This is a genomic window from Algoriphagus yeomjeoni, from assembly GCF_003259505.1.
GTDB classification, from domain to species: domain Bacteria; phylum Bacteroidota; class Bacteroidia; order Cytophagales; family Cyclobacteriaceae; genus Algoriphagus; species Algoriphagus yeomjeoni.
In genome coordinates, this window is sequence record NZ_QLLK01000003.1 from 370,349 (window position 1) to 396,155 (window position 25,807).

Below are 25,807 nucleotides of genomic sequence, written 5' to 3' on the forward strand. Positions count from 1 at the left end.
ATTTTGATTTGCACTTTAAGTTTTACTGATGAAGATTTCTATAAATCGATTAAAAAAATATATCCCTCACACCGAATCTGCGGAGGAAATCGGCGCCTTGCTGACGCAATCTGGATTGGAAGTAGAGGGACTTGAAGAATTTGTCTCCGTCAAAGGAGGCCTTGAAGGCATAGTGATAGGAGAGGTGTTGACCTGCGAAAAGCATCCTAATGCTGATAAGTTAAGCATTACTACTGTAGACATTGGAACAGGTGTTTCTCCGATTGTTTGTGGAGCACCGAATGTAGCTAAAGGCCAAAAAGTATTGGTTGCAACGGTTGGAGCTACACTTTTTCCTTCTGATGGAGATTCATTTCAGATCAAAAAAGCCAAGATCAGAGGAGAGGTTTCCGAAGGGATGATCTGCGCTGAGGATGAGTTAGGCCTAGGGTCCAGTCATGCCGGGATTATGGTGTTGGATACGGACTTGCCAAATGGTACTCCGGCTTCTGAATTCATTGAAATTGGTCAGGATCAGGTCTTGGAAATCGGGTTGACACCAAACCGTGCGGATGCAGCTTCCCACTTAGGAGTTGCGAGAGACTTAAAGGCACTTTTGGGTAGAGATTTAAAAATTGATTCTGCTCCGGAATTTAAAGTAGAGGCTTCCGGTCCTGCGATTCAGGTGGAAGTAGAAAACATGGCTGATTGCCCTCGCTATGCAGGTGTAGTGATGACGGATTTGAAAGTTGGATCTTCTCCGGCTTGGCTTCAGAATTTCCTGAAAGCCCTGGATTTGGAGCCGATCAATAACGTGGTGGATATCACCAATTTCATTTTGCATGATTTGGGTCAGCCACTTCATGCGTTTGATGCCGCAAAAATTTCCGAAGGAAAAATCATCGTAGGCAAGCTTCCAAAGGATACGGAATTTGTGACTTTAGACGAAAAAAAGCGAAAGCTTTCCGGTGAGGAATTGATGATTAAGGATCCTAAAGGAGGACTTTGCATCGCTGGAGTTTTTGGTGGCGAGGATTCTGGAGTTTCTGATAGCACCACTTCCATTTTCTTGGAGTCAGCCTATTTTTCTCCTGATATCGTTAGAAAAGGAAGTCAGTTTCATGGTTTGAAAACAGATGCTTCTTTCCGATTCGAAAGAGGAACTGATCCAAATATGCCGGTTTATGCGCTGAAAATGGCGGTGAAACTGCTTCAGGAAATTGCAGGTGGAAAAGTAAGCTCTGAGCTGATCGATATTTACCCTGAGCCGATCCAAGATTTCGTAATTGACGTGAATTATGGTCACATCAATCGCCTGATCGGGAAAAAGATTGAGCCTGTAAAGGTAAAGTCGATATTAGAAAGTCTGGAGATCAAAGTGGAAAATGAAACTGCAGAAGGATTTACTGCGACGGCGAAGCCTTACCGTGTAGATGTAACTCGGGAGGCGGATATCATCGAGGAGATCTTGAGAATCTATGGTTTTCACAATGTGGAGCTTTCAGAGAATCTGAAAACGGATTATCTAGCGGAGCATCCTGTGAAGGATCTGAATAAATTGCAGTATAGATTGACGGAGATTTTGACCGGTCAGGGCTATTACGAGATGATCACCAATAGCTTGACTAAGTCAACTTACGCTGAGAAATCTGGTTTTCTGAACCCCTCCGAAAATGTTGTAATTTATAACAAACTCAGCGAGGATCTTGACGTGATGCGTCAGAGTTTGCTGTATTCAGGGCTGGAAGTTCTGGCTAGAAATATCAATCGTCGTCAGACAGATTTGAAATACTTTGAGTTTGGCACCGTTTACAATAAGGCTGAAGAAGGATATTCAGAACGCCGGAGACTTTCTCTTTTTCTTACGGGGAAAAAGACAGCAGAAAGCTGGCTAGAGCCGAGTAAAGCATTTGCTTTCGCAGACATCTATTCGGCTGTTGAAGCGATTTTAGAAAAGTTAAACGTTACTCCTGGGGAGATTTCCATGGTAGAAACAGCACCATTTTCTTATGGGTTGAAGATTATGCTTGGTCAAAAGGAGTTGGCGACAATAGGTTTGTTAGATGATAAGATTTTGAAACAGGCGGAAGTTCGTCAAGAAGTGTGGTATGCTGATTTGAACTGGGATTTGCTATGCAAAAAAGCTTCTGGCTTGAAGAAATTTGAGGAGATCTCAAAATTCCCTGAAGTTCGTAGAGATCTTTCTTTGGTAATTGATAAAACTGTCAGTTATGATCAGGTAAAATCAGTAGCGACTAAGTTTGGCGGGAAATTATTGAAAAGAATTGGTGTGTTTGATGTGTATCAAGGAGACAAAATCGATGCAGGGAAGAAGGCCTATGCGTTGAGTTTTCACCTACAAGATCAGGAAAATACATTGACCGATAAGGTAATTGACAAAACTATGAGTAAATTGATTCAAGCCTTTGAGAAAGAGGTTGGTGCATTGATAAGAACATAGAAATGATTCAAGAGGAACTGCAAAAATTAGAGAAACTAGCGCTTCAAGCTAGTAGTAAATTGCTTGAAATACGCGAGGAGAATGTGCAATTGAAGCAAAAATTATCTGAAGTAAGTACGGCTTTGGATAAAAAAGAGCAGGAAATCGAACATTTTAAAAATAAAATTAAAATTAGTAACATTGTAGACAACCAACCGGTGAATCCGGAACAGTCAACTGAAATGAGTGACCTAATCAATAATTATATACAAGAAATCGATCATTTAATCACCTACTTATCCGAGTGATATGGAGACACTTGCCATCAGATTAAAAATAGGGGATAGGGAATATCCTATGCGTGTGAAGATCGAGGACGAGTCCAAGATCCGTCATGCTGGCAAGCTGATTAATGAAAAATTAAAAAAGTATAAAGAGGAATACGGACTGGACGATAACCAAGATTTGCTGGCAATGGTAGCATTTGATTGCATGGTGGAGTCGTTAGAAACCAGTCAAGTTAATACGGAAGATTCCGAGCATATAAAATCCAGTATTTCTCACATCAACTCCTTATTAGTTAAGGCGTTGTAATTATTCACAACACAAAAATTCAGGAGATTTTTCAGATTCCCCAAGGTTCAATTATATCCAAAATACCTATGGGAGACATACTATATATCGTCCTCGCAGCCCTTATCGGGACTGGTGCAGGAGCCGCAATTGCTGGCGCATTAATAAAAAACAAAAATGCTAAGCTGGAGGAAGAAACTCGTGATCGAGTGAAATCTATGCTTCGCGAAGCTGAGATCAATGCAGAATCCATCAAGAAAGACAGGATTCTAGAAGCAAAGGAAAAGTACCTCAAACTGAAGTCTGACTTTGATGAGGAGATGAGTAATAAGAAGAATATTATCATCACCAATGAGAATAAGGTAAAGCAAAGAGAGCAACAGGTTTCCAAAGAATTGGAGCAGGTGAAGAGAAAAGAAGCAGAATTGGATAGTAAGTCTGAGAACTTAAATGCGCAATTACATTCTCTCAAAGTAAAAAAAGAAGAACTAGATCGGGTGACTAATCAGCGAATTGCTGACCTGGAAAAAGTCGCTAATCTCACGCGCGAAGAGGCCCGTGATCAGTTGGTAACAATGCTCACCGAGGAAGCTAATTCCAGAGCATCTTCTCAGATCAAAGATATCCTTGACGAGGCAAAACTTACTGCCACCAAACAGGCGAAGAAGATTGTTTTGGATACAATCCAGCGTACAGCGACTGAGCATGCGGTGGAAAACTGCGTATCTGTATTCAATATCGAAAGTGATGATATCAAAGGTAAAATCATCGGTAGAGAAGGTAGAAACATCCGTGCCTTGGAAGCAGCAACTGGTGTAGAGATCGTCGTGGATGATACGCCTGAAGCGATCATTATTTCTGGTTTTGATCCGGTTAGAAGAGAAGTTGCAAGACTGTCCCTTCATAGATTGGTGCAAGATGGACGTATTCACCCAGCTAGAATCGAAGAAGTAGTCGCCAAAACTGAAAAGAATATAGAGGAAGAAATCGTCGAAATCGGCGAGAGAACTTGTATAGATCTTGGTATCCATGGCCTTCATCCTGAGTTGATCAGAATGGTGGGACGTATGAGATACAGATCTTCTTATGGTCAGAACCTACTTCAGCACTCCAGAGAGGTTGCCAAGCTTTGTGCTACCATGGCAGCTGAGATGGGGCTGAATGCTAAGATGGCGAAACGTGCAGGTTTGCTTCACGATATCGGAAAAGTATGGCATGAGGAGCAGGAATTACCGCACGCAGTGTTGGGTATGGAGCTTGCCAAGCGATACAAGGAACATCCTGAGATTTGTAATGCTATCGGAGCTCACCACGATGAGATCGAGATGACTTCTATGATTTCTCCGATTGTTCAGGCTTCTGATGCAATCTCAGGCGCAAGACCAGGCGCAAGACGTGAAGTGATGGATAGTTACATCAAGCGTCTAAAAGACCTTGAGGAGCTTGCGTTGAGCTTTGACGGAGTGAACAAATGTTTTGCAATGCAGGCAGGTCGAGAACTGCGGGTTTTGGTAGATGCAGACAATGTAGATGACTCTACGGCGGGTAAGCTTTCGTTTGATATTTCTCAGAAAATCGAGAAGGAAATGCAGTATCCTGGACAGATTAAAATAACTGTTATCAGAGAAATGAGATCAGTGAATTATGCTAGGTAGAAAAGAGCGGGAAGACAGGAGGCGGAAGACCGAAGATATGGGGAGTAAGAGTGCCTTTCTCAAATAGTGCATACCGAATCTAGATTTTTATTCAAAATGGCAGTTGCTGAAAAGTAGCTGCCATTATTTTTATAACCTCGGCTTGTGCCTGCCTTGTCAGTAGGCAGGTCTTTTAGGCCGAAAACCTGTCAACCCCGTTCTTTTACGCTAGATAACTTAAGGATTAATTTTTATTTTGAAGGCAATCACTGATCAGGTCGCAATCAGCTTTATATTCACTTATGTTTTTACTGCATTCACTTTTATTAGAGATGTTCGAGTGGCTCTCGGACGGCATCACTCATTTGAAAAGGCACAGAATAACTAGTTCGGAGAAGGCTATTCTGGAAAATAAGTTTATCTACTACCAACGACTCAATCAAAATCATAAAAAGGAGTTTGTGACCAAACTGGAATTGGTAATAACTAGGAAAGCATTTGTGCCTCGGGGAGCTTTAAGTGAAGTAACAACTGAGATGAAAATACTCATTGGAGCTACAATCGTGATGGTGACTTTTGGTTGGAATGATCTACGCTTGCCTCATTTCAAAAAGATCCTGATCTATCCAAGTACCTATTACAGCACGATTTCTAAGCAATATCATAGAGGGGAAGTTAATCCAAGGCATGGAATTATTGTGCTGTCCTGGAGCTGTTTTTTGAATGGGATAGCTGATCAAAAAGATGGGGTGAATTTAGGAATTCATGAGGTAGCTCATGCGTTGAAACTGGAAAATCAGATTTATTACAATGATGAAAGTGAGTTTTTCAATCCTGAGATTTACCGATCATTTCAATTGCTAGCTACTGAGGAAATCCACAAGATAAAAACTGGAAATCTCACTGTATTCAGATCAAACGCCGGCATAGACGATGATGAATTCTTCGCTGTAGCTTTGGAGACATTCTTCGAAAAGCCGCATGAGTTTTTTGAATATAATCCTGAGCTGTATGGGACTTTGGTGAGATTGATGCGGCAAGACCCTAGGGTTTGGGTGAATGTATAAAAAGTCTCCTCCAACTCTTGAGCGTTCATCACCCATCTTCTTTGGAGTTATCTTCTTCACTGCATTTGTGGTTCACGGCTTCAAAAAGCGGCTGATCTATGTGACAAAGCCCACGATTATGGGACCTCATAATAGGAGCAATATCAAATCTTCTTTCATTTGTACTTCTAAACTGTTAAGCCATTTACAAAATAAATTCCTCCATGTTAGCTGGTGTTATCATCTTGCTTTGAGCATTTGGGTAATTTGTTGAAAAAGTAGTAGGAAAGCGAACACTCGCATGTTTCGACCATTTGAATTCGTAAGCAAAAAGACCCTCCACATTTTCTTCAAGGTAGTCTATTTCTTGTTGCTGTGTGGTTCGCCAGAAATATCTTTCCGCCTCTATATTTCGATATTGTAGGTATTTCAGCCGCTCTGCAATAAGGTAATTCTCCCACAGAGCCCCTGTATCTGTTCGTTCGCTAAATGGCTTGAAATTATTAATAACTGCGTTGCGAATACCGCAATCGTAGAAGTAAATTTTTTTTCCTTTTTTAATTTCGTTACGGACATTTCTACTTAACGCCGGTAATCGAAACACAACAAAGGTTTTTTCAAGAAGATCAATGTATTTATCCACTGTTTTAGGATCGCTTCCTATCGTCTGAGCAATTTCCTGAAAGTTCACCTCGCTGCCTACTTGTAAGGCCAACGCTTTCAGTAGCTTTCCTAAAATCAGTGGCTTTTTGACTTGCTCCAACATAAGTAAATCTTTATACAAGTAGCTGTTGGAGAGTAGTTTTAGTAACTCGATTTCTTCGCCAGTCTTTATCACAATTTCGGGGTAATACCCATAGATAAGGCGATGCTCCAAGAATCTCTTCTCTTGAATGAGACCATGATGAGCCACCATTTCTTCAAAACTCAAAGGATATAGCATATACTCATACTTACGGCCAGTTAGTGGCTCATTGACTTGGCTGGACAATTCAAACGCTGAAGAGCCTGTTGCTATGACCTGAACTGATTTTATCTGGTCTGTAAAAAGCTTTAGCGTAATTCCAATATTTGGAATCCTTTGGGCTTCATCTATAAATATGAAAGTATGTTTGCCTGTAGCGATTTTAAGTTTGGTGGCAGTGGTATTACTAAGAATGTAACTGGTATCAGCATCGTCTCCATTAAGGTATAAATACTCCTTTTCCTGCAAAATTTTCTCGATTAGAGTAGATTTTCCTGATTGCCTAGGACCAAAAACTAGAATAGCTTTGCCTTTGAAAAGTCTTTTTTCGATTACTTCTTGAAGTTTCCTTTTTATCATAGTACAGGATTTAGATCCTGTAAAACTATAATAATTCGGGATTACAATCCTTTTTTATCATAATAATTCAGGATTTAAATCCCGTAAAACCATAATAATTCGGGATTTGCTTAGCCTAAGTCTAAATCGGAAAGTAAATCAAAGAAGTAATTGAGTACTATAATGGTCCCTATTTACTTAAGTAAATCTAAGCCTTAAGCAACCCATCCACCGCTTCCCTCACTGCTTCCACCAAGCCTTCATAAGCACTCAAATCTTCTCCCCAATAGCTTCTTTCGCTCAAAAGTTTGGATACAGTCTGTTCAGTAGATCCAAGTGCCCAAGCAGATTTGAACTCAGTCATCAGCGTTGGATTGTCATTAACTGGCGTTTCTTCTCCCTTATAATTTCCTTTATAAAACACTAAAAGTGCTGCAAATGAAAGAATTAATTTCTCCGGACATGCCTTTTTCAACTCATAATAAGCTAGCAAAGAAGGTAGCACGCGAACCTTGAATTTGGAGATGCTATTTAACGCGATCGACTTAAGCTCATGCACGATAAAAGGATTAGCAAAACGCTCCAACACATCGTTTGCAAACTGCTCCAACTCTTCCTGAGGCATGTCGAGTGTAGGGATGATCTCCTCGTAAATAGCCTCTTTCAGGAACGCTCCGATTTCTGGGTTTTCCACAGCTTCTCTCACTGTTCTCAATCCTTTCAGATAGGCATAAGGAACCATCGAAGTATGCCCTCCATTTAGGATTCGCACTTTTTGGGTCCGGAAAGGAGCGAGATTATCTACGAATTTAACATTGAGTCCAGCTTTATCCAGCGGGAATTCTTCTTTAACTGTTTCAGCTCCTTCTATTGCCCAGAAGTGGTAAGGCTCCACCATCACTGCCATGTCATCTTTGTAACCTAGATTCTCTTGAATTTCATCAATTGATCCTTTAGGGAAACCAGGGACAATCCTGTCGACAAGAGTATTACAGAACACATTTTTCCAATCAATCCACTCCGAAAACTCTGCAGGCAACTTCCAAAAGGAAATGTACTTCTGAATACATTCTTTGAGTGCTTCTCCATTTGCTTCGATCAGCTCGCAAGGAAGAAAAATCAGTCCTTTGGAAGCATCTCCCTTGAAGGTTTTAAATCTGTGATAAAGTAATGCGGTAAGTTTTCCAGGGAAAGTTTTGGAAATGCTGTCTGCAGAGTGATCCGTCTGATCAAAGACGATTCCAGCCTCAGTAGTATTCGAAACCACAAATCGTAAATCTGGGTTTTCACCGATTTTCAGATATTCCTCATATTCCTCAAATACATTGGTGATCTCTGCGACACATTTTACAAGGGTTGTTTCTTGTACCAACTCTCCATTTTTCAACCCTTGTTCAATCACATGAAAAAGACAATCCTGATCCTTCATAGGATTACTTCCTGACTTGCTATGAACTTGTACGATGTGAATGTTACCGTCAAAAACATTGGCTTCATTTGATTTTTCAATCATCCAATCAGTAAAGCCTCTTAAGAAATTCCCATTTCCAAATTGAAGGATTTTAACTGGGCGTTGGGGGGTAGAATGGTTAGTTTTCGAAAGAAGTTGCATTAGGCGATTAGGTCAATAGTGCTGTTATGGTTCTGGGTTTTTAATGAAGAATTCCGAATGATCAGCTCTGGTTTAAGAATAGTTTTTTTCGAAATGACATTCTTTTGATCTTTTTGATTGAGGATCTCAAAGAAAGTTTCTGCAGTGATATTCCCCATAGGAATACTTTTTTGATTCACTGTAGTAAGTGTTGGTTCTGTGAAGGAAGTAAATGGCTCATCGCCAAATCCTACTAATTTGACATCCTCCGGGAGTTTGTATCCATTTTCTTTCAAGACCTGCATTGCTCCCATAATTGAGTAATCGGATGCGGAGAAGACTGCGTCAAAAGGTATTTTAGCATCGATAACTTCCTGCATGGATGTTCTACCGTCTTCCAACTGCAGTTTACTGAATCGTATCAATTCAAGATCTACGGGGATGCCATGCTTCAGTAAAGCGTCCTCATAACCTCTTTTTCGTTCTTTGTAAATATTGATGTTTTGGGAGTTGGAGAAATGTACAATTCGTCTACACCCTTCATTGATCAAATGTTCGGTTGCCTGAAATGCTCCATAATAATCGTCGATTACCACCTGACTTACATCAAGTTCATTTGTCACCCGATCGAATAGGACTAAAGGAATTCCTTTTTTAAGGATTTTCTTATAATGATCAACGTTTTCAGTGGTCTTTCCTATTGAGGCAATTATGCCATCTACTTGTACATTGAGCAGCGCCTCAATTGTCTGCATCTCTTTTTCATAGTCGTCATAAGACTGTGAAATCACCACCTTATAATTAACGGAATTAGCAATTTCTTCGATACCTCGGATTACGGAAGAGAAAAAGTTTCGATTTGCCGTAGGTACCACCACTCCAATAAGTCTGCTTTTCCCACTTCTCAGAGCTGAAGCAATATTATTAGGTTGATAATTAAGTTCTTTAGCAGCCTTTAGTACTTTTTTCTTTGTCGCATCGGAGATTCTAGGGTTATTATTTAATGCTCTTGATACTGTAGACGCAGTTACCTGTAGCTTTTCAGCGATATCATGAATGGTGGCTTTTCCGTTTTTCATTGCCTTTAGGTTGGGTTTAAAGTAACAAAAGCTAAAATAACTATTCTCCGATGGGCTTCCCTATAGTTGCCAAAATACCTCCATCTACATAAATGATTTGGCCGTTGACAAAATCACTTGCTGGGCTGGCTAAAAAAACCACTGCTCCACCAAGATCGTTGGGATTTCCCCATCGCCCTGCAGGTGTGCGATTAACAATAAAATCATTGAAAGGATGTCCATCTACTCGGATCGGTGCGGTCTGCTCGGTAGCAAAATATCCCGGACCAATTCCATTGACTTGAATATTGTATTTGGCCCATTCGGTTGCAAGGTTTCTTGTAAGCATTTTCAAACCACCTTTTGCGGCTGCATATGCACTAACCGTATTTCGGCCGAGTTCGCTCATCATAGAGCATATGTTGATGATTTTTCCACTTCCGTTTTTCACCATAGTCTTGGCTACTCGCTGGGAGACAATAAACGGTGAGACGAGATCTATATCGACGACTTTTCTGAAGTCATCAGGATTCATTTCTAATGCCGGCACACGCTGGATCATCCCGGCATTGTTCACCAAAATAGCTATTTCTCCAACTTCTTCCTCGATTTTGGAGATGGCGGCATCAACAGCTTTCGCATCGCTTACATCAAACAAATAGGGGTGAGCTTGGATCTTTTCAGCGGCATATTCTTCAATCGCAGCTTCCATTTTGGAAGGAGTATGGCCATTGATTACCAAAGTGGCCCCTTGATGAGCTAAAGCTTTCGCCATAGCCATGCCAAGACCATGAGTCGCTCCAGTGACTAAAGCAATTTTGCCTTTGAGTTCAAAATTTGGTTTCATATGCTTTCGATTTATCTTAATTCGGAAGGTTTCACCATATCCATGTCTCCATAGTCCATGTTTTCACCCGCCATTCCCCAGATAAAAGTATAATTGGAAGTGCCTGCACCACTATGAATAGACCAAACTGGTGAGATGACTGCCTGATGATTTTTCATCCAGATATGACGAGTTTCGGCTGAAGTTCCCATAAAATGAGAGACTACGTTTTCTTCCTTCAAATCAAAGTAGAAGTAAGCTTCCATCCTTCTGTCATGAACGTGCGCTGGCATAGTGTTCCAAACTGAGCCTGGCTTCAACTCGGTCATGCCCATTTGCAGTTGACAGGTGTCTACAACCGAGTTGACCAATAGCTTGTAAATCGTTCGGTGATTAGAGTTTTCTAATGATCCAAGTGTAACCACTTCAGCATCTTCCTGTGTTATTTTTCGAGTCGGGTAGCTGCAGTGCGCAGGTGCCGAATTGAAATATAATAATGTCTTGCCCTCAGTAGCAGGATGAAATACAACATTTTGAATGCCCTTGCCTATATAAAGAGCTTCCTTGCGACCAAGCGTAATTGACTCACCATCTACCTCAATCGTACATTGATCGCCTACGTTTATAATGCCGATCTCTCGACGTTCTAGAAAGTAGGGTGCTTTTAATTGATCGACAGGTTCCAATTTCACAGGTTTGTCTACGGGATGAATTCCGCCCACAATCAGCCGATCTTCCATCGTGTAAATCCCTGTGATTTGATTTGGAACGAAGATTTCCTCAAGCAAAAACTTATCTCGAATTTCTTGGGTTGGGTAATTTTTGAAATCCTCAGGATGTGAGGAATACCGTGTTTCAATAGTAGTACTCATTAGGGTCTATGTGTAATCGTTTGCGCAATATAGTATTAATTTTGAAATTCAAATACGAATTATACTAATCGTTCATTGAGTTATGACAAACTAGTATTTTGTATATTCAATAAAAATAGTCCGTTAATGTATAAAATGGTGAATAATGCATAGTTAAAATTTTTTATTATTTAATTTCTTTTTAATATGCAATCGATTGCTCAAATTATATGAAAATTTGAGCCTTTGAATTCAAATTCCTGAGTCAAGTTATAGTCTAATTCATTGATTTTAAGTATACTAATGATATATCAGCCCAGAATATTCCGCAAGTCAAAACCACTGTTTTCTCAACTAATCCTAGGGTTTGTCCTAGTTGTTGCATTAAGTTGTGCACAGGAGAAGAAAATTGAAAACTCGGAAAATTCGTTTGAATCTGTTCATTTTTCTATGGAAAATTCTTTGTCCATCGATAGAAGCAGCGAAATGATTGTCATCAGCCTGGAAGAATTAAAAGAGAAATTTTATTTGGAGGATGGTGTAAGCTATCGTGTGTTTTTGGGTGAGGAAGAGGTTCCTTCTCAACTCAATGAAAAGGGTTCTGATAAGGGGCTGGTTTTTGTTCTCCCTTTTATAGGTGCAAATCAAAAACTTGAGATAGAAGTCAAGGCTTCGTCTGACATTACTGTTCCAAATTATCCAAAACTTACACAGGCTGAACTATCGCATAAATTCGGAGGTGAATTTAAAGATCGTGAATACCTGGGAGGTCACTTTGAAAATGTGGACTCACTTCACGTGCCTGCCGCGCACACCGACCATTCCTGGTTTATTAGATATGAAGGCCCTGGTTGGGAGTCGGATTTAGTAGGGTATAGATTCTATTTAGATTGGAGAAATGGCATAGATGTTTTTGGGAAAAAAGTGAATACTCCCGTTCTACAGGAAGTTGGACAGGATGGGTTTGATTCTTATCATGAACCAGCCAATTGGGGTATGGATGTTTTGAAAGTTGGGAAAACCTTAGGTCTTGGAAGCATAGCTACTCTCGAAGATGGTAAAGCCAGAAGAGTCGATGTGACGGATAGCCTGTATGCCGAGATCACAAATAATGGCCCGGTTTACTCTTCCGTTTTTACCCGCTATTCAGGTTGGGATTTGCCTGCCGGCAAAACAGATATTTTGGCTAATATCTCCATTCATTCTGGAACGCGTCTATCCAAAATGGATCTCGAATCCACAAATTCTATCGCAAATTTTGCAACCGGTCTCATAAAGGATGCTAAAGCGGAAGTGCTGAAAAGTGATGGGAGCTTAGCTTACAGTTATCTAGCGACTTATGGTCCGCAGAGCTTGGCTGAGGATAATTTAGGAATAGCAGTAATTTATCCGACGGCTCAATTGACGCAGGACACTGAAGATGAATTGTCACATATTCTGGTATTTGATTCCGGAAGTAAAAAGCTCAGCTATTACTTTTTGGCAGCGTGGGAACAAGAACCAGGCGGAATCACTACCCAAGAAGAATTTATAGCCTATTTAGATCAGGAAATTTTAAAGCTTTCCAATCCGCTGAAAATAGCGGTAAAGTAATTTTCGTCGTAAAACAGTAACAAGCAAACCCAAACTAAACCATGCTTAAACTATTCAAATACACTTCTCTCGCCCTATTGTCAGGAGCCTTTCTCATCGCTTGCTCTGCCGAAAAAACTGAAGTTGTCGAAAGTACTGAAATGGAAAGTGTTTCTGAAAAAGCCTATTCCATCTGGATGGCAGATTCGGAAATCGCCAGAAATCCGGAAGGCTGGACACTAGATTTCAATAAGAAACCAAAATGGGAATACACCCATGGCTTGATCATGTCTTCCATGCAGGCTGTTTGGAAGCAAAAAGACGAGCAACGGTTTTACGATTACACTAAGAAGTTTGCGGACTTCATGGTGGATAGTGCTGGGAATATTCTGACCTATAAAAAGTCTGATTTCAACATAGACCGCGTGAATGGGGGTAAGTTTTTGATCAACCTTTATGAGGAATCGGGTGAAGAAAAATACAAGCTAGCAGTAGAAGAATTACGTGACCAAATGCGAAATCATCCTAGAAATAAGGAAGGTGGATTCTGGCACAAGAAGGTATATCCGCATCAGATGTGGCTTGACGGTATCTACATGGGTTCTCCATTTTTGGCACAATACGGAGCCACCTTCGATGAGCCTGCACTCTTCGATGACGTCGCAAATCAGATTTTGCTGATGGATAAATATGGTTACAGCGAAGAGACGGGACTTTATCACCATGCTTGGGATGAAAGTAAGGAGCAGAAATGGGCAGATCCAGAAACTGGACTTTCCACGAATTACTGGGGTAGGAGCATTGGCTGGTATGCGATGGCACTGGTAGATGTGCTTGATTTTATTCCTGCAGACCACCCGAAAAGAAATGATATTATCGCCATTGCGCAGAAACTGGCGAAAGGAATTCAGCGCTATCAAACGCCGGAAGGCGTATGGTATCAGGTAGTGGATCAGGGCACGCGTGAAGGAAATTATTTGGAATCTTCCGCTTCGGGGATGTTTACTTACTTTCTATTGAAAGGTGCCCAAAAGGGCTACTTGGATCAAGAAGATCTTGCTGCCGGCAAGAAAGCTTATGAAGGGATGCTTGCTGAGTTTGTCCGAGAAGATGCCGATGGAGGTATCAGCCTGACGAATGTCTGCGGTGTCGCAGGACTTGGCGGAACACCCTACCGGGATGGTTCATTCGAGTATTATGTAGGCGAAGAGATCCGGGTGAATGACCCGAAGGGTGTTGGACCATTTATTTTGGCATCCTTGCAATATGAGAATTTGAGTAAGTAATTATGAAAAAACCTATTATCTATTTGTTGATGTTTTTCTTGAGCGGATTTGTTTCCGCTCAGGACTTTGATTTTGTTGTGGCCAAAGATGGTTCTGGAGATTTTAGCATCATTCAAGAAGCATTTGATGCAGTTCCGGATTTTCGGAAAAATGAAACCCGGATTTTATTAAAGCCTGGGGTTTATAAAGAGAAATTGGTGCTGGCAGCTTCAAAAACCAATATTTCCCTAATCGGTGAAGATGCGGCAACCACGTTGGTTACGAACGATGATTTTGCACAAAAGAAAAACAAGTTCGGAGAAGAAATGGGGACCACTGGCTCCACAAGTTTCTTTGTTTTTGGAGATGGTTTTTATGCGAAAAATATCACGTTTGAGAATTCCGCTGGACCTGTTGGTCAAGCAGTAGCTGTGAGAGTGGATGGGGACAAAGTAGTTTTTGAGAAATGCAGATTTCTTGGATTTCAGGATACACTTTATCCGCATGGAGATCGCAGTCGCCAATATTATAAAGATTGCTACATAGAAGGAACGACCGATTTTATTTTTGGTTGGTCCACGGCTGTATTCGAAAACTGTGAGATTTTTTCCAAAAAAGGAGGAAGCTATGTTACTGCTGCTTCGACCGAAGAAGCTACTGAATTTGGGTTTGTATTCATCGATTGCAAACTGACAAGCGATGCTGAAGATAGCTCAGTATATCTTGGAAGACCATGGAGGGATTATGCGCAAACAGTTTTCATTAACACTGAAATGGGGGCGCATATCAAATCCGAAGGTTGGCACAATTGGAGCAAGCCAAATGCTGAAAAGACTGCATTTTACGCTGAATATGGATCTAAAGGCCCAGGAGCGGATGTGTCGGGAAGAGTTTCTTGGTCACATCAGTTAAGCGAACAGGAAGCTGCAAAATACACAGTGGAATCAGTTCTTGCAGGTGAAGATGGCTGGAATCCAAAAGAAAAAATCAACGATTAGCAATTTAGAATACCCAAAAGTGAATAAGTTAGTTTACAGTATTTGTTTAACGTTTTTTATTGCCCTTTCTGCTTTTGCGCAGCAAAGAGAGATATCTGAAGTATGGGTCTCAGATCAAGGGGACGGGACTTATATCAATCCGATTCTGCATGCTGACTACTCAGATCCAGATGTGGTGAGAGTGGGCGAAGATTTCTACATGACAGCCTCTTCTTTCAATGCCGTTCCGGGTTTGCCAATTTTGCATTCTAAAGATTTGGTGAATTGGACTTTGGTAAATTATGCGCTGGAGCGACAGGTTCCTTTTGATAATTTTGCGAAGCCACAGCATGGAAATGGAGTTTGGGCACCTGCGATTCGCTATCATGAAGGTGAATATTACATCTATTGGGGCGATCCGGATTTTGGGATTTACATGGTCAAGACCAAGGATCCGCTCGGTAAATGGGATGAGCCAGTTTTAGTGGAATCAGGGAAAGGATTAATTGATCCATGCCCGCTTTGGGATGAAGATGGAAAAGCTTATTTGTCCCATGCTTTTGCTGGAAGTCGTGCAGGGATAAAAAGTGTGCTGGTCGTAAAGCCGATGAACTGGGAAGGCACGAAGACTACTGGAGCTGGAAAATTGGTTTTTGATGGGCATGAAGCGCATCCGACGGTGGAAGGGACGAAGTTTTATAAGCGAAATGGATACTACTATATTTTTGCGCCAGCAGGTGGAGTTTCTACAGGTTGGCAGTTGATATTGAGGTCAAAAAATCCTTATGGGCCGTATGAGGAGCATATTTCTTTGGCACAGGGAAATACTCCAATCAATGGTCCACATCAGGGAGCATGGATTGATACCGACATGGGGGAAGATTGGTTTGTGCATTTTCAGGATGTGGAGGCTTATGGACGAATCACGCATTTGCAGCCGATGAATTGGAAAAATGACTGGCCTACGATGGGTGAAGACCCGGATGGAGATGGAACCGGACAACCTGTTTTGAAGCATAAAAAGCCAGCTGTGAAAGCAACTCAAGAGATCACTACTCCAGCCGATTCGGATGAATTTGATGGAAATGATATCGGTCTTCAATGGCAGTGGCAAGCAAATCCTGAGGCCACTTGGGCATTTGCAAATCCAGCTGAAAGTAAGCTAAGACTCTTCACAGTACAACTTCCTGAGTATGCCAAAAATCTTTGGGATGCTCCGAATTTATTGCTTCAGAAATTCCCTGCGGAGGAATTTACTACGACGATTTCTTTGGAATTTTTGCCAAATCCAAAACTGACAAACGAGCAGGTAGGGCTGATTGTGATGGGAATGAGTTACGCTTATTTGGCTCTGGAAAGCACCGAAGACGGCATTGCTCTAGTCTATGTCAGTTGTCTCGATGCTGAGCATGGAAAAGCTGAAGTGAAAAAGGAAATCGCCAAGCTGGAAATTAACTCAATTCAACTTCAGGTGACAGTCATTAAAGGTGGAATTTGCCAATTTTCATACAGTGAGGATGGAAAGAAATTCACCCAAATCGAAGAAACTTTCACTGCCGTTCCAGGCAAGTGGATAGGAGCGAAAGTTGGGCTTTTTGCAATCAGAAATACGAAGACCAATGACAGTGGATTTGCCGATGTGGATTGGTTTAGATTTAATAAATAAGAAACAATGAACACCCGAAATATGAAAACCAAATCAATAAGACTAGCATTTCTACTTGCTCTTTTTGCAAGTACATTACCGATTTATGCGCAGCAAACGCTGGAAACCATTTATGATGGGGTGGAATTCGATATGCCGAAAGTGAAGGAGGCGAGCTTTCCTGATTTTGAAAAAAGCATTACAGAATATGGCGCTGTGGGAGATGGCTTGACCAAGAATTCCAATGCTTTCAAGTCAGCAATCGAAGCTGTAAATAAAGCTGGTGGCGGCAAAGTTTTGGTGCCAAGAGGTGTTTGGTACACTGGGCCGATCACGCTTTTGAGCAATGTGAATCTTCATCTGGAAGACGGAGCACTTATTATTTTTAGCAAGGATAAAGATGATTATCCGTTAATCGAGACCAGTTTTGAGGGTTTGAATACCGTTCGTTGCCTCTCTCCGATTAATGCTTATCAAGTAGAAAATATCGCCATTACCGGCAATGGAACCATAGATGGGAGTGGGGAAGTCTGGAGAGCAGTGAAGAAAGGAAAAATGACGGATTCTCAGTGGAAAGACTTGGTCAAAAGTGGCGGAATAGTAGAAGGGACGAATTGGTTTCCTTCCCAATCTTACTTGGATGGACATAATGCAAGTTCTAGTTTCAATGTGCCGGATATTACCGACCGCGCTGAATTGGAGAAGATGAAAGATTTCCTTCGCCCGGTGATGGTCAGTATCCGCGAAAGTAAGGTAGTGTTATTGGATGGGCCTACTTTCCAAAACTCTCCAGCTTGGAATATCCATCCGCTCATGAGTGAAGATGTAATCATCCGAAACCTGAATGTAAGAAACCCATGGTTTTCTCAGAATGGTGACGGCTTGGATCTGGAGTCTTGCAAAAATTCCTTGATCTATAATAACACCTTCGACGTGGGAGATGATGCGATTTGCATCAAATCTGGAAAGGACAAAGACGGCAGAGATCGAGCGATTCCAACCGAAAATGTGATCATTAAGAACAACATCGTGTATCATGGTCACGGGGGAGTAACTGTGGGAAGTGAAATGTCCAGCGGGGTGAGAAACATCCATGTTTCCAATTGCACATTTATTGGGACAGACATTGGTCTTCGCTTCAAAAGCACACGTGGCCGAGGTGGGGTAGTGGAGAATATCTGGATTTCGGACATTGATATGGTTGGAATTCCAACAGAGGCGATTGGTTTCAATATGTTTTACACTGGGAATAGTCCTGTGATCGAAGAAGATCAAAGTGCAGATGACGAGGCGCGACAGGAAAATCTGGTTCCTGTAACAGAAGAAACGCCTGTTTTTAGAAATATCAGCATGAAAAACATCACAGTGACAGATTCAGAAGTAGCCGCCTTTTTTATGGGATTACCTGAAATGAAACTGGAAAATGTGCGATTGGAAAATGCTGTTTTGCAGGCAAAAAAAGGAATCACTGCGATCGATGCAGCTGGTTTGGAGCTGATCAATGTAAGAGTATTGGGCACTGATGAGATTCCATTGACGATTTACAATAGTCAGGGAGTGAAAGTGAGCGGTTTTTCTTTTGAGGAGAATGGAAAAGCAGCGGTTCGTGTGCTTGGAACCTCTGACAATGTCGAGTTTGACCGGGCAGATTTTAAGAGTCCAGACAAGATTACCAAAGGAAATGGTGTTTCAGAGAATGCGATAAAACTAAAATAAGATGAAAACGATTGTAATTCTGTTTTCAACTTTCGCTCTGTTTTATGCGGCGATTTTTGGAAACCATCAAGATGAAGGCGAGATCACTTTTTTCCTTGTCGGAGACTCCACCATGGCTGACAAACCGTACTCGGGTAGCAATCCCGAGAAAGGTTGGGGGCAGGTTTTTCCACTTTATTTCAAAGAAGGAATCCGGTTCGAAAATCATGCTGTCAACGGGAGAAGTACCAAAAGTTTTCGGGATGAAGGACGCTGGGATGTGGTGATGGAGCGTATCAAACCTGGAGATTATGTGATTGTAGAGTTTGGTCACAATGATCAAAAGATCAATTCCGCCGATCGCTATGCTTTTGCAGATTCTACCTATCGGGATAATCTGATTAGATATGTCAATGAAATTCGGGAAAAGGGTGGCAATGCAGTTTTGGCAACACCGATTTCAAGAAGAAGCTTTGATGAAAATGGCGTATTGACCGATACACATGGCAGGTATTCAGAAGTAGTCAGAGAAGTTTCAGACCAAATGGAAGTGGCACTTTTTGATCTGCATGCGAAAACGATCGAAGTAATCAAGCAATTCGGGGTGGAGAAATCCAAGGAATTATTCCTTCATTATCGTCCTGGGGATTACTCGCAATTTCCCGAAGGAAGAGAAGATAATACGCATTTGTCACCCACTGGAGCTTTCAAAGTGAGCGACCTGGCTGTAGAGGAATTGAAGCGGGAATTGCCTGAGCTGGTGAAGTTTTTGAAAGATTGATAAAGTCAAAAGTCCACAGACCACGGTCCACAGTCGACTGTAGACCGTGGTCTGTGGACATAACAAAAAAACCATGAAAAAATACCTTCCCATACTTCTAGCTCTGCTAGTTATCTCAGCTTTTTCTCCGAAGGAAAAGATCAAGAAAATATACCTTATCGGTGATTCTACCATGGCGGATTATTCCAATTATGGTGGTGACGAGGATTACATGAAAGATCGCTATCCTGTGACGGGTTGGGGTCAGGTTTTTCAAGAGTTTATGAGTAAAGAAAACCTAAAGTCATTAACTGGTTTGGTGGATGCTGACTCCGTAATTGTCGATGATAGAGCTCGTGGAGGCAGAAGTACGCGGACGTTTTTCGAAGAAGGACGTTGGTCGGCGGTTTATAAGGATTTGCAAGCTGGCGATTTGGTAATTATGCAATTTGGGCATAATGATGCGGCAAAGGAGAAAACTGAGCGCTATGTGACGGTGGAAGGTTACAAGGAATACATTCGGTTGTTTGTAAATCAAACCCGAGAGAAAGGTGCTACTCCGATCGTGCTGACGCCGGTGGCGAGAAATTATCCTTGGAAAGACGGTCATTTGGAGAATGTCCATGGTGAATATGATGCTGCAGCCAAAGAAGTGGCAGCGGAGCTGGATGCTTTGATGATAGATTTGAATCAGCGTTCGATGGATTTTTTCTCTGCAAAAGGGCAGGAATATGTGACCGAGAATTACTTTATGAACTTTGGTCCAGGGCTATACGAAGCCTATCCTGATGGTCAAAAAGATAATACACATTTCCAGCCTGAAGGAGCGAAAGCTGTTGCTGCGTTGGTGCTGGAAGGGATGAAGGATCTTGTGAAGTAGTAGGTATTAAGTAGCAAGTATCAAGAAAGTAGAGCCAAGAGCTTAGAATCAAGAGTCAAGAGCCAAGAATCAAGTATCAAGACAATAGAATCTAGATCCAAGAAGAAAGTATTAAGAACCAGGAGGCTATAAAACCAGAAAGTATGGAAGTAATGATGAAAAGGTTTATGAAATCAGCATTTTTTTATCTGGTGTTTTTGCTCTTGATAATTGGCAATTCTTTTTCTCAGGTGCCTTCGGGAGAAATAAAACCGCTTGATTCGGAAGCACTGAAGGGCAAAGTCGAACATGATATATTGGTAGCCCAAGATGGTTCTGGGCATTTCAAAACGGTAGGTGAAGCATTGGATGCGATTCGAGTTTATCTGCCAAAACCGCTGACGGTTTATATCAAGCCGGGAATTTACCAGGAGAAATTGACGATTCTGGGTCCGGTGACCAATGTGACTTTTTTAGGCGAAAGTCCTGAAAACACCATCATCACTTACGATGATTTTGCGGCGAAAGACAACATGGGCACTTTCGAAACCTACACACTGAAAGTCCTTGGCAATTCATTGACTTTCAAAAATCTCTCCATTCAAAATACAGCTGGACCAGTTGGGCAGGCAGTGGCCCTTCACGCTGAAGGTGATCGCTTGGTGTTTGAGAATTGTAGGTTTATAGGCGATCAGGATACCATGTTTGCTTCTGGAGAAAACTCCCGTCAACTCTACAAAAATTGCTATATCGAGGGCACAACGGATTTTATCTTCGGCTCTGCTACTGCGCTATTTGAAAATTGCACCATCCATTCCAAATCAGATTCCTACATCACTGCGGCTTCGACTCCAGAGTGGGTGGAATACGGTTATGTTTTCAAGAACTGTAGACTCACTGCCGCTGAAGGCGTCACGAAGGTTTATTTGGGAAGACCGTGGCGGGATTTTGCCAAAACTGTTTTCATAAATACTGAAATGGGAGCTCATATCGTCCCAGAAGGTTGGCATAATTGGAACCGGGAAAAAGCGGAACAGACTGTTTTCTATGCAGAATCTGGAAGTTTTGGTGCTGGTGCTAATGCAAATTCACGGATAGAATGGTCTCATCAGCTAAGTGCAGATGAACTTAAAAGTTATAGCACTGATTTAATCTTCTCAGGCAAAACTACCGATGCAGATTACTTTGGAAATCGCTGGTTTGGCTATCGGAAAGACAGTTCATTTAATCTGCAAGATGCATGGAAAAAGGATGTGAAGAATTTCCCGCAGATCAAGCCTATTGTGATTCTCTCCAGCGAATCAGTAACGGAAAGTAAAGGGCTAGTCTATAAGAAGCTCGGAGGTAGGGAGCTGAAGTTGGATGTTTTCTCACCGATACAGGCAGAATCACCACGTCCAGGTATTGTGATGATTCATGGTGGTGGATGGAAATCCGGTGATAAAGAACTACAGATTCCAATGGCGATAGCTTTGGCTGAAAAGGGATATGTGACTTCAGTTGTTGAATATAGACTTTCGCCGGAAGCGCAATATCCTGCTGCGATTCATGATGTAAAGGAAGCGATCCGTTGGCTGAAGGTACATGGGAATGAATTTGGGTTGGATACTACACTACTTGCCATTTCAGGAAGTTCTGCCGGTGGTCAGATTGCTGCTTTGGTGGGAATGACAAATTCCAGAGCGTATGAAGGCTCCACTGAGTTAACTGCTTCTTCAGCAGTTCAAGCGATTATAGACATGGACGGAGTTTTGGCATTTCATCATCCTGAATCGGCAGAGGGGCAAGTTGCCTCAGAGTGGTTGGGAGGAACTTACGAGCAGAAGCCTGAAGTATGGGATGCAGCTTCTCCATTGTATTTAGAAGCACCAGAAATGATACCCATACTTTTTATCAATTCTCAGTATCCTAGATTTCATGCAGGAAGAGACGAATTGATTGTCAAATTGACTGAAAAAGGAGTCTATTCTGAGGTTCATGCTTTTCCTGACAGCCCACATCCTTTTTGGTTGTACGACACATGGTTTAATACTACAGTGGAGATAATGGCTGATTTTTTGGAAAATACCCTGAAATAAGAATCTATTCTCACTATTATTTTAAAAATGGAGTGTAAACGATTGCACGGTGCTATATGATTTTTACCGGTTTGATGTGCTTAGATTCCATTCTCCAAATTATTATTTTGTCAATAATAGCCCTACAGGCCATTTATTTTGAATTGCTGAAAATTTTGATAAAAATCTTGCGACATTAAATATTAATATGTAACATGCAATCGATTGCACAATGAGTATCTAATCTTGGCAGTCAATTCAAGCTTTATAATTTATTTAACTACTCAAATTTTACAATAACATGAAGGTACTGCTGGTCGGATTCTAAGAATTTGTCGGATGCTCTTTATCCTTAAAAAGGGAATTGTCAACCCAAAAAGCCAATGAAATGAAAAAAACTCGACTCGTATCGGAAAAGTCCCGATATCTAATTCTCTTAATGTGCTTATTGTGCAGCCTAAGTTTTCAGGTCTCTGCGCAATCAAGCCCAATTACTGGAACCGTGATTGGTTCGGATGGCTTGCCACTCCCAGGGGCTTATGTCACGGTAAAAGGAACTACACGAGGTGTGGTCACAGATGTTGATGGAACCTACTCCATCCCTGCGGTTTCTTCAGAAACTTTAGTTTTCTCATTTATAGGAATGGAAACTCAAAACATAGAAGTAGGAAATCAATCTGTCATTAACGTAACGCTCGAAGAAGACATGGCTCAGCTGGAAACAGTCGAAGTGGTCAGCTTTGGTTACGGAACAGTGAAACGAACTGATCTGACAGGATCGGTAGCTTCTATTTCAGGAAAAGATCTTTCCAAAATTCCTGTTGCAAGTGCTGCACAGGCAATCACAGGTCGACTTCCAGGTGTAAACGTACTTACTACAGACGGTTCTCCTGATGCAGATATTGTAATACGAGTTCGTGGTGGTGGATCGATTACCCAGGATAATGCGCCGCTCTATGTAGTAGACGGATTTATAGTAAATAGTATCCGTGATATTCCTCCTACAGATATAGAGAGTATTTCGGTACTGAAAGATGCTTCTGCCACGGCCATTTATGGAGCTCAAGCTTCCAACGGAGTAATTGTAGTGACTACTAAAACACCGACGGCGGGTAAAGTATCTGTTTCTTACAACAACTTTTTCCAATACAAAACCTTGCCAAAGGATCGGAGATATGAAGTGCTAGATCCGTACGAATATGTGTTGGCAAATTATGAATATGCCAAATTGAGATCAGAGGCTGATCTTAGACGATTTGAGAGATTCTATGGCGTCTATGATGATCTGGAGCTCTATAAGCAAAAGCCAGGAACAGATTGGCAGGAGGAATTATTTGGTGACCCAAAAATGTCCATGTATCATAATATTTCCCTTTCTGGAGGTACAGACAAAACAAAGGTGATGTTGAGTTTGACAAATAATACCGATGAAGGATTGATGATTAATTCTGGTTACAATAGAAACGTAATCAACTTCAAATTAAATCAGGAGCTATCCAATAAACTTACGTTTGATGCTGGTGCCCGTATCACCAATACGGTGGTTGACGGAGCAGGCACATCAGGTAGTGCTCAGATCAACATTAAGGACGCTGTACAAACCAGACCTGTAAATGGAGTAGCTGATGAATTGGAAATAGATCTAAATCAGCTCAACTCAGAAGATGATTTTCAATCGTTCTTGCTAAGTCTAGTAAGTCCAGTTGAATTGGCAGAGCAAGATTGGAGAAAACGTACAGACAACGATTATGTATTCAATGCTGGCCTTAACTGGAATATTGTACAAGGTTTAGATTTCAAAACTACCGTCAACGGGTCTAAGTCTTTTAGAGAAGACCTAAGGTTTTACGGACCATTAACAGGGGAGTCTTTCAACAATGGAGGTAGCTTACCTCTTGGTGTCAAAACTAACAGAGAGTCTAATTCATTTCGTTGGTTGAATAGTGTAAACTGGGTAGTGCAGGGACTTGGAGATAAACACAAGTTAGACTTCTTGGTTGGGCAGGAAATTTATTCTACCGGGGGTACCTATGCTATGATCCGATCTGAAGACTTCAGATTATCCATTACTCCTGAGGAGCTTTTTGCAAATATGACCTTCGGTAGAGTGGATCGTTTGGAAACCAGAAATGAGACTAATTCTAACAGGTTCTCACTTTTTGGCAGAGTGAATTATCAGTTCAATAACAAATGGCTTTTGACAGGTACTGTAAGGGCTGATGCCTCCAGTAAATTTGCTAAAGAAAATAGAGTCGGTGTTTTCCCGGCTGTTGCTTTGGGTTGGAAATTATCTGAGGAAGGATTTCTTCAAAATTCCACTTTTGTCGATGAGTTGAAATTAAGAGTTTCCTATGGAGAGACTGGAAATGACCGAATAGATCCTACTGCTACACAATTCCTTTTCCAAGGATCTACCAATAGAGGTCCAGGTTTTGGCAACGTGGATAATGTGTATTACACACCAAGTAGCTCAGTATTATACAATCCTGACTTAGTTTGGGAAACTACTGTAAACCGGAATTTGGGATTGGACTTTGCCTTTATGCAGGCTAAAATTGAAGGTAGCTTGGATTTCTACTCTAATACTACCAGAGACTTATTGCTTCAATCTGCCATTCCTCCTAATACAGGGTTTAACTCTCAGTGGGATAATATCGGTAGTACATCAAACAAAGGGTTCGAAATGGGAATCAATGTTTTCTTATTGGACAGACCTGATTTCTCTCTCTCTGTCAACTTCAATACTGGTGTTAATATCGCTAGAATCGAGGAGCTTGACGGGACAAATGACCGATTCTTTCAGTCCAACTGGGCAAGTACAGATTTGAACAACATCAATGATTTCTACTTACAAGTGGGAGGTAAACTCGGTGATATTTATGGCTATGTAAATGATGGCTACTACAGTGTGGATGATTTCCAATCTTATGATGCTGTTTCTGGAAGTTATATCCTGAAAGAAGGGATTCCAAGCTCTGGCGGAGTAGTGGGTAACACCAACATCAAGCCTGGCTACATGAAGCTGAAGGACCTTAATGAAGATGGTGTAATCGATGCCAAAGACAGAAAAGTAATCGGTAATGCACTACCAAAAAATCAGGGTGGTTTTGGACTTAATGCCAGATGGAAAGGATTTGATACGCAAATATTTTTCAATTACCAGTTTGGTAATGATGTCTATAACACCGGTAAAATCCAATACAACCAGTTCAGGAGAACTACCTATGGCAACTTGCTCACCACGATGAGTTCTGATAATCGCTTCACCTACATCGATGTGGATGGTACTTATACAGGAACTCCTGGTGAAGTCGTAACTGATCTAGGTCAGTTGGGCGAGTTGAATGCAGATAAAAACATCTGGTCACATAGTAGCTTTGGTATCGCCGGTGCAGTGATCTCTGATTGGGCTGTTGAAGATGGTTCCTTTATCAGATTGAATAACCTAACCGTAGGATATTCCTTTCCAAGGGATTTGATTTCACGTATTGGGTTGTCTCAATTGAGAATTTACGGTACCGGAAACAATTTGAAATTGTGGACAGATTACTCAGGATATGACCCTGAAGTAAGTACGAGCCGAAGCAGTTCTTATGCTGCGCTGACTCCGGGAGTTGACTACTCCTCATTTCCGCGAAGCCGTTCATTCACGGTGGGGTTAAATGTTACATTTTAA

At 41.4% G+C, this 25,807-nt stretch carries 19 protein-coding genes; 14 read left to right on the plus strand and 5 right to left on the minus strand.

Features of this window, described 5'->3' with window-relative positions; translation table 11 throughout:
• The first annotated feature begins 28 nt into the window (after window positions 1–28).
• From pheT to LV83_RS07180, 5 genes are all read left to right on the plus strand, one after another.
• Window positions 29–2,440: a phenylalanine--tRNA ligase subunit beta gene (gene pheT / locus LV83_RS07160; RefSeq protein ID WP_111610855.1), complete on the plus strand. Its 2,412-nt coding sequence runs from the start codon at window positions 29–31 to the stop codon at window positions 2,438–2,440.
• A gap of 2 nt (window positions 2,441–2,442) precedes the next feature.
• Window positions 2,443–2,727 (plus strand): hypothetical protein, encoded by a 285-nt coding sequence (locus LV83_RS07165; RefSeq protein ID WP_111610856.1) that lies wholly within the window; start codon window positions 2,443–2,445, stop codon window positions 2,725–2,727.
• Window position 2,728: 1 nt separating this feature from the next.
• On the plus strand, window positions 2,729–3,013 hold the full coding sequence (locus LV83_RS07170) for a cell division protein ZapA (protein WP_111610857.1): 285 nt from the start codon (window positions 2,729–2,731) through the stop codon (window positions 3,011–3,013).
• Window positions 3,014–3,081: 68 nt separating this feature from the next.
• Entirely contained in the window at window positions 3,082–4,647 is a 1,566-nt protein-coding gene (gene rny / locus LV83_RS07175; protein WP_111610858.1) for a ribonuclease Y, read from the plus strand.
• A 311-nt stretch (window positions 4,648–4,958) separates the two neighbouring features.
• Complete coding sequence (locus tag LV83_RS07180; RefSeq protein ID WP_111610859.1) at window positions 4,959–5,693, plus strand: zinc-dependent peptidase; 735 nt, start codon at window positions 4,959–4,961, stop codon at window positions 5,691–5,693.
• 184 nt (window positions 5,694–5,877) lie between these two features.
• Here the strand turns inward: LV83_RS07180 and LV83_RS07185 are convergent, their stop codons facing one another.
• From LV83_RS07185 to kduI, 5 genes are all read right to left on the minus strand, one after another.
• Window positions 5,878–6,996 (minus strand): ATP-binding protein, encoded by a 1,119-nt coding sequence (locus LV83_RS07185; protein WP_111610860.1) that lies wholly within the window; start codon window positions 6,994–6,996, stop codon window positions 5,878–5,880.
• 187 nt (window positions 6,997–7,183) lie between these two features.
• A complete protein-coding gene (locus LV83_RS07190; RefSeq protein WP_111610861.1) occupies window positions 7,184–8,587 on the minus strand; it encodes a tagaturonate reductase in 1,404 nt (467 codons plus the stop codon).
• Window positions 8,587–9,645 (minus strand): LacI family DNA-binding transcriptional regulator, encoded by a 1,059-nt coding sequence (locus LV83_RS07195; RefSeq protein WP_111610862.1) that lies wholly within the window; start codon window positions 9,643–9,645, stop codon window positions 8,587–8,589. The genes LV83_RS07190 and LV83_RS07195 overlap by 1 nt, the downstream gene beginning before the upstream one ends.
• Before the next feature lie 40 nt (window positions 9,646–9,685).
• A complete protein-coding gene (locus tag LV83_RS07200; protein WP_111610863.1) occupies window positions 9,686–10,471 on the minus strand; it encodes a gluconate 5-dehydrogenase in 786 nt (261 codons plus the stop codon).
• 11 nt (window positions 10,472–10,482) lie between these two features.
• Window positions 10,483–11,322, minus strand: coding sequence for a 5-dehydro-4-deoxy-D-glucuronate isomerase (kduI, locus tag LV83_RS07205; protein ID WP_111610864.1), 840 nt, complete (start codon window positions 11,320–11,322; stop codon window positions 10,483–10,485).
• Window positions 11,323–11,751: 429 nt separating this feature from the next.
• Between kduI and LV83_RS07210 the strand changes: the two genes are divergently transcribed.
• From LV83_RS07210 to LV83_RS07250, 9 genes are all read left to right on the plus strand, one after another.
• Complete coding sequence (locus LV83_RS07210; protein WP_245947013.1) at window positions 11,752–12,894, plus strand: DUF4861 domain-containing protein; 1,143 nt, start codon at window positions 11,752–11,754, stop codon at window positions 12,892–12,894.
• Between the two features lie 41 nt (window positions 12,895–12,935).
• A complete protein-coding gene (locus tag LV83_RS07215) occupies window positions 12,936–14,159 on the plus strand; it encodes a glycoside hydrolase family 88/105 protein (protein WP_111610866.1) in 1,224 nt (407 codons plus the stop codon).
• A 2-nt stretch (window positions 14,160–14,161) separates the two neighbouring features.
• Window positions 14,162–15,136 carry a pectinesterase family protein gene (locus tag LV83_RS07220; RefSeq protein WP_111610867.1) on the plus strand — a complete coding sequence of 325 codons (975 nt, stop codon included), beginning with the start codon at window positions 14,162–14,164 and terminating at the stop codon, window positions 15,134–15,136.
• Window positions 15,102–16,781 (plus strand): glycoside hydrolase family 43 protein, encoded by a 1,680-nt coding sequence (locus LV83_RS07225; protein ID WP_111610868.1) that lies wholly within the window; start codon window positions 15,102–15,104, stop codon window positions 16,779–16,781. Before LV83_RS07220 ends, LV83_RS07225 begins: the two co-directional genes overlap by 35 nt.
• 21 nt (window positions 16,782–16,802) lie before the next feature.
• Window positions 16,803–18,476: a glycoside hydrolase family 28 protein gene (locus tag LV83_RS07230; RefSeq protein ID WP_245947014.1), complete on the plus strand. Its 1,674-nt coding sequence runs from the start codon at window positions 16,803–16,805 to the stop codon at window positions 18,474–18,476.
• Window position 18,477: 1 nt separating this feature from the next.
• Window positions 18,478–19,236 carry a rhamnogalacturonan acetylesterase gene (locus tag LV83_RS07235; RefSeq protein WP_111610870.1) on the plus strand — a complete coding sequence of 253 codons (759 nt, stop codon included), beginning with the start codon at window positions 18,478–18,480 and terminating at the stop codon, window positions 19,234–19,236.
• A 73-nt stretch (window positions 19,237–19,309) separates the two neighbouring features.
• Window positions 19,310–20,095 (plus strand): rhamnogalacturonan acetylesterase, encoded by a 786-nt coding sequence (locus tag LV83_RS07240; protein WP_111610871.1) that lies wholly within the window; start codon window positions 19,310–19,312, stop codon window positions 20,093–20,095.
• A gap of 143 nt (window positions 20,096–20,238) precedes the next feature.
• A complete protein-coding gene (locus LV83_RS07245) occupies window positions 20,239–22,152 on the plus strand; it encodes a pectinesterase family protein (RefSeq protein ID WP_245947015.1) in 1,914 nt (637 codons plus the stop codon).
• 367 nt (window positions 22,153–22,519) lie between these two features.
• Window positions 22,520–25,807, plus strand: a complete 3,288-nt coding sequence (locus LV83_RS07250; protein ID WP_111610935.1) for a SusC/RagA family TonB-linked outer membrane protein — start codon at window positions 22,520–22,522, stop codon at window positions 25,805–25,807.